Annotated in this window: 6 protein-coding genes and 1 pseudogene; 3 read left to right on the forward strand and 4 right to left on the reverse strand. The window is 59.8% G+C overall.

All coding sequences use genetic code 11. The features are described 5' to 3' along the window. Both F8J34_RS07110 and F8J34_RS07115 read left to right on the forward strand, forming a co-directional pair. A pseudogene (locus tag F8J34_RS07110) lies at positions 1-280 on the forward strand (2-oxoglutarate oxidoreductase); the annotation flags it as partial. 46 nt (positions 281-326) lie between these two features. After that, entirely contained in the window at positions 327-911 is a 585-nt protein-coding gene (locus F8J34_RS07115) for a 2-oxoacid:acceptor oxidoreductase family protein (RefSeq protein ID WP_297057671.1), read from the forward strand. Here F8J34_RS07115 and F8J34_RS07120 read toward each other — a convergent pair. Further along, complete coding sequence (locus F8J34_RS07120; protein ID WP_297057674.1) at positions 866-1,681, reverse strand: hypothetical protein; 816 nt, start codon at positions 1,679-1,681, stop codon at positions 866-868. The genes F8J34_RS07115 and F8J34_RS07120 overlap by 46 nt on opposite strands. Positions 1,682-1,716: 35 nt before the next feature. Between F8J34_RS07120 and F8J34_RS07125 the strand changes: the two genes are divergently transcribed. Then, on the forward strand, positions 1,717-3,012 hold the full coding sequence (locus tag F8J34_RS07125; protein ID WP_297057676.1) for a bifunctional L-myo-inositol-1-phosphate cytidylyltransferase/CDP-L-myo-inositol myo-inositolphosphotransferase: 1,296 nt from the start codon (positions 1,717-1,719) through the stop codon (positions 3,010-3,012). Here the strand turns inward: F8J34_RS07125 and F8J34_RS07130 are convergent. The 3 genes from F8J34_RS07130 to F8J34_RS07140 form a co-directional block, all read right to left on the reverse strand. Beyond that, positions 2,995-3,792: a 50S ribosomal protein L11 methyltransferase gene (locus F8J34_RS07130; RefSeq protein WP_297057678.1), complete on the reverse strand. Its 798-nt coding sequence runs from the start codon at positions 3,790-3,792 to the stop codon at positions 2,995-2,997. The two genes, F8J34_RS07125 and F8J34_RS07130, sit on opposite strands and share 18 nt — an antisense overlap. 9 nt (positions 3,793-3,801) lie before the next feature. Beyond that, entirely contained in the window at positions 3,802-4,230 is a 429-nt protein-coding gene (locus tag F8J34_RS07135) for a PIN domain-containing protein (RefSeq protein WP_297057682.1), read from the reverse strand. Beyond that, positions 4,220-4,485, reverse strand: a 266-nt coding sequence (locus F8J34_RS07140; protein WP_297057684.1) for a hypothetical protein, incomplete at its 5' end; no start/stop codon positions are given. The genes F8J34_RS07140 and F8J34_RS07135, both read right to left, overlap by 11 nt.

Here is a 4,485-nt window from a genome sequence, read left to right on the forward strand (position 1 = left end):
GGTTTACGGTTATCCCCTCAAGGTGGCCGAGATCCTGGCTCAGTTTCCCGGGGTGGCCTTCTGCGCCCGGGTGGCGGTGAACACCCCCAAGAGGGTACTTGAGGCCAGAGAGGCCCTGCGCAGGGCCTTCCTGGCCCAGCTTGAGGAGCGGGGCTTCGGTTATGTGGAGTTTCTTTCCGCCTGTCCGGTGAACTGGAAGCTTGACCCGGTCTCCGCGGCCCGCAAGGTGGACGAACTCACCGAGACCTTCCCCCTGGGGGTCTTCCGGGACCTTACCTGAGCTTCGAAAGAGGGAAGTATGGTAGCATGGAAGGAGAGATACCTGGATGGAGAGACGGCCCGTGAAGTTTGAGGTCATTTTGGCCGGCTTCGGCGGGCAGGGGATCCTTTTTGCCGGAAATCTGCTGGCCCAGGCCGGGATGGAGGCCGGACTGCGCGTTACCTTCCTTCCGGTCTATGGGCCGGAGATGCGCGGGGGGACCTGTAACTGCACGGTGGTGCTCTCCGACCGGGAGATCGCCTCCCCGGTGGTCACCCGTCCCCGGGCCCTGGTGATCATGAACCTTCCCTCCTTTGAGAAGTTCGTTCCGCGGCTAAAGCCCCGGGGGCTTGCGGTGGTGAACGAGAATCTGGTTCCCAGGGAGCGCGCGGCAGGGTTCCCCGGACGCCGCTTCCTCTTCCTTCCGGCCGATGATCTGGCCGAGGAGGAAGGGGCGCCGGGGTTAGCCAACATGGCCGCTCTCGGGGCCCTGGTGGCCGCAACCCGGGTGGTCCCCCCGGAGAAGGTGCTTTCCGGTCTTCAAAGCCTCCTTCCGGAACACCGCCGCCACCTCCTTGAGCCCAACCGCAGGGTCTTTAACCGGGGCTACGAGTTTGCCTTAAGGAACTCCGCCACGGCCTCGGAAAGATAGGCCCGGAAACGCTCCTCGCCCCCGATAAGCCTCAGGCCGAAGACGAAGTTTATCTCGTTTAAAAAGACCTCCCCGGTCTCGGGCCGGAAGAGAAGATCCACAGCCATGAGGTTTAGCCCCGAGGCCGCACAGAGCCTCTCCACCACGGAAAGGGCCCGGGCCTCAAGTTCTGCGTCCGGACACTCCGCCGCTTCCCCCTCCTGGACCAGATTCTTCCGGAAACGGCCCCTTCGCCAGAAGCAAAGGCGTCTCTTTCCGATCACCACCACCCGCAGGTCGTAGTCCCAGGGGAGATATTCCTGGATGAGGAACCCGAAGCGCCCCGAGGCCTCCCAGGCCTTAAGACGCGAAAGGGCCTCCTCCCAGTCCGAAGGGCTTTCCACCAAGAAGATTTCGCGGCCCTCATGACCGTGGTTTCCCTTGACCACGAAGGGGGGATCGGGGAGACGGATCTCCGCGGCCCCGGGATGCGGCCCGAAGGCACAGATCCGCGGCACACAAAGGGTCTCGGGATGGGGAAGCGAAAGGGCCTTAAAGAGAAGGATCTGCCCGATCTTTCCCGGAAAAGAAAAGCGCAGGTCGTAGTCGGGGAACACGCGTTTCCCGAGCCTCCGGACAAAAAAGTAAAACTCCGGGGACACGGTCTGGGGGAGGATCACCGCCTCCGCCGCTTCTAGGGCCGAAAGGACCTCCGGGGTAAGCCCGGTGAACTGAAAGAAGTTGAGGTCTCCTTCCACCCAGGGGTTGAAAGAAACCGTCTTTGTGCCCATGTCTTTAAGTGTACTCCGAAAAAGGAGGTTTTCCCGTGCAGGCGGTGATCCTTGCTGCGGGGAAAGGCACGCGCATGGGTCTTCACCGCACGGGCTATCCCAAGGGTCTTCTCCGGGTGGCCGGGCGTGAACTCCTCCTGCGCCACCTGATCCTCCTTTCCCAGGCCGGGGTTAAGGAATTCGTCCTGGTGGTGAACCCGGAAAACCGCAAATATTTTGAGGAATTTCTTCAAAAACATCCGGAATTTCGCGTATGTCTTACGGAAAATCCCCATCCGGAGAGGGGAAACGGCTATTCCCTTTGGTGTGCGCGGGAGGCGGTAACCGGGCCCTTCGTCCTCACCATGTCCGACCATCTCTACGAGGAGGCCTTCGTGCGAAAGGCGGTCTCGGGGGAGGGCCTTATCTTTGACCGCCGGGGCCTTTACGTGGATCACGAGGAGGCCACCCGGGTTAAGGTCCGGGAGGGACGGATCGCGGCCCTGGGAAAGGGCCTTACGGAATACGACGGTCTTGATACCGGATTTTTTGTGCTCACCCCGGAGATCTTTGCGGTGGCCGAGCGCCTGGTGGAGGAAAAAGAGGAGGTGAGCCTTTCGGAGATCGCCGCCGCGGCCCGGATCCCGGCCACCGAGCTCTCCGGTCTCTTCTGGACGGACATTGACACCCCGGAGGAACTCCGCCGGGCCGAACGCCTCCTGATCCGGGCCAGTGTTAAGGGCGCCGGAGACGGTTTCATCTCCCGGCACTTAAACCGCAAGCTCTCCACCGCCCTGAGCCCCTACCTCTGCGGCCGCATCACCCCCAACCAGGCCACGGTCCTCTCCTTTCTCTTAGGGATCCTTTCCGCGGTGCTGGCCTTCTTTAGCCTTCCCTTAGGAGGAATTCTCTATCAGGTCCATTCCATCCTTGACGGGGTGGACGGGGAGATCGCCCGGGCCACCCTAAGCCGCACCCGCTTCGGAGGGCTTCTTGACTCGGTCCTTGACCGTTATGTGGATTTTGTCTTTCTTTCCGTCCTGGTGCTTGCGCTAAAGCCCCGGGGATTAATGCTCGCTCTCGCCCTTTTGGCCCTTCTCGGCACGGTAATGGTGAGCTATGTCACCGAGCGCTTCAAGGGGGCCTACGGACGCGACGCCTACCGCACCTTTCCCGTGCTTCACGCCTTTCCCGGAAAACGCGACGAACGGATCTTCCTCATCTTTCTCTTCTGTGTCCTCGGGCACCCGGAGGTCCTCTTTCCCCTTCTTGCCTTTCTCACCCACGGAAAGGTCCTTTTTACCCTTGTGGTCTTTTACCGGGGAAGGCAGGGGTTAGAAGCGCAGGGCTAGGGCCAGCCAGCCCTCCTCGGTTACCTCCCGGAGGACTTCGGCCCGGGGCACAACCGACAGGATTTCTTCGCGTTGTCCCGAAGAAATTCCCGATACGATGGCCACACCTCCGGGTCTGAGTACTCCCGGGATCTCCGGAAGAAGGGCGGAAAGGGTTCCGATGGTGAGGTTGGCCAGCACCAGGTCAAAGCGGACGAGCGCCGCGGAGTCAAGGCTTCCCCGGATGAGAAGGATCCTTCCGGAAAGCCCGTTTCTTTCCACATTGTGCCGGGCCTCGCGTACCGCTCGCGGATCAATGTCCGCGGCCAGGACCCTTTGCGCCCCGAGCCCTGCCGCGGCAAGGGCCAGGATCCCGCTTCCGCAGCCGAGATCAAAGACCGCCTCGGGTGCAACCTCCGGAAAAAGTTCCGTAAGGAGCCGGAGACAGAGCTTGGTGGTGGGATGCCTTCCGCTTCCGAAGGAAAGGGTGGAACGAAGGTAGATCTCCCCGGGGGCCGGGGCCTCGGCTTCTACCGGGACAAAGAACCTTAACGGCCCCACGGAGAAACGCTCCGGTGCGGGAAGCGGCGTCTCTGAAAGCCCGGTCTCCTCCACCTCCTCAAAGGAGAACACCCGGGAAAGCCCCCGCAGGGTCTCATCCGGGTTTTCCGCCGGATACCCCAGGACGAGAAGCCCCTCTCCGGAAAGATACTTCCGGTGTGGGGGAAGAAGCCCGGCCTTCCTCACCCGGGCGAGAACCTCCTCCGGATCCGCAGTGCGCACCTTTACCTGAAGGAACATAGGATCGTTTCAGATCTCCACGAGGCGGAGATAATCTTTGAAGTCCTGATCAAAGGTGGCGATATGCTCTATTCCCGTCTTTCTGGCCCCCACAACGAGGAGGGCATCGTGAAAATTGAGTTCTCCATCGCTTTCAAGGACGAGTTTTGTTATTTCTTCCCAGGAGGAAGACACATACAAATAGAAAAATACTCGCTCCTTTTCCCAGAGTTGTAAAACTTTTCGGGCTAAGACCCCGAAATCTCTCCCGTTTTTTTCTTTGAGTCTTCTCTTTAAAACCCCGAGAGTTTCATTCACCACCACATCGGTGATCACGACCTTTCGGGAGGTTTTTTTCAGGATCTGCATGAGCTTTATAGCTCGGGGATGATGAACATCTTTTTTGTTGAGAAGAGCCACCAGAAAACTCGTATCCGCAAGCACGGGTTCATTCTTCATAAAAGGCCTCTGCATCTTTAAAGGCGTCCCCTTCGTATTCCACCAGGCCGACAAAATCCTCTAAGGTTTCGGGCGGAAGCCCCTCGAGCTTGCGTCGTTCATATTCGGCGAATCCGATCCTTAAAAGCTGCTCCAGAAAGGAACTCAGGGACTTTTCTTCCATCGCCGCCCGGAGCTTGAGCTCCCGATAGAAATCGGCGGGCAGCACCACCGAGACCGTGGCCCGTTTCTGAGGCAAAGATTTTTCTTGTCTAA

The organism is Thermosulfurimonas sp. (assembly GCF_015491435.1).
In the GTDB taxonomy this organism is placed as follows: Bacteria; Desulfobacterota; Thermodesulfobacteria; order Thermodesulfobacteriales; family Thermodesulfobacteriaceae; genus Thermosulfurimonas_A.

Coding starts and splice junctions, on each gene's coding strand:
- F8J34_RS07115 (WP_297057671.1), top strand. CDS start 327: ATGGAGAGACGGCCCGTGAAGTTTGAGGTCATTTTGGCCGGCTTCGGC.
- F8J34_RS07130 (WP_297057678.1), bottom strand. CDS start 3,792: ATGTTCCTTCAGGTAAAGGTGCGCACTGCGGATCCGGAGGAGGTTCTC.
- F8J34_RS07120 (WP_297057674.1), bottom strand. CDS start 1,681: ATGGGCACAAAGACGGTTTCTTTCAACCCCTGGGTGGAAGGAGACCTC.
- F8J34_RS07135 (WP_297057682.1), bottom strand. CDS start 4,230: ATGAAGAATGAACCCGTGCTTGCGGATACGAGTTTTCTGGTGGCTCTT.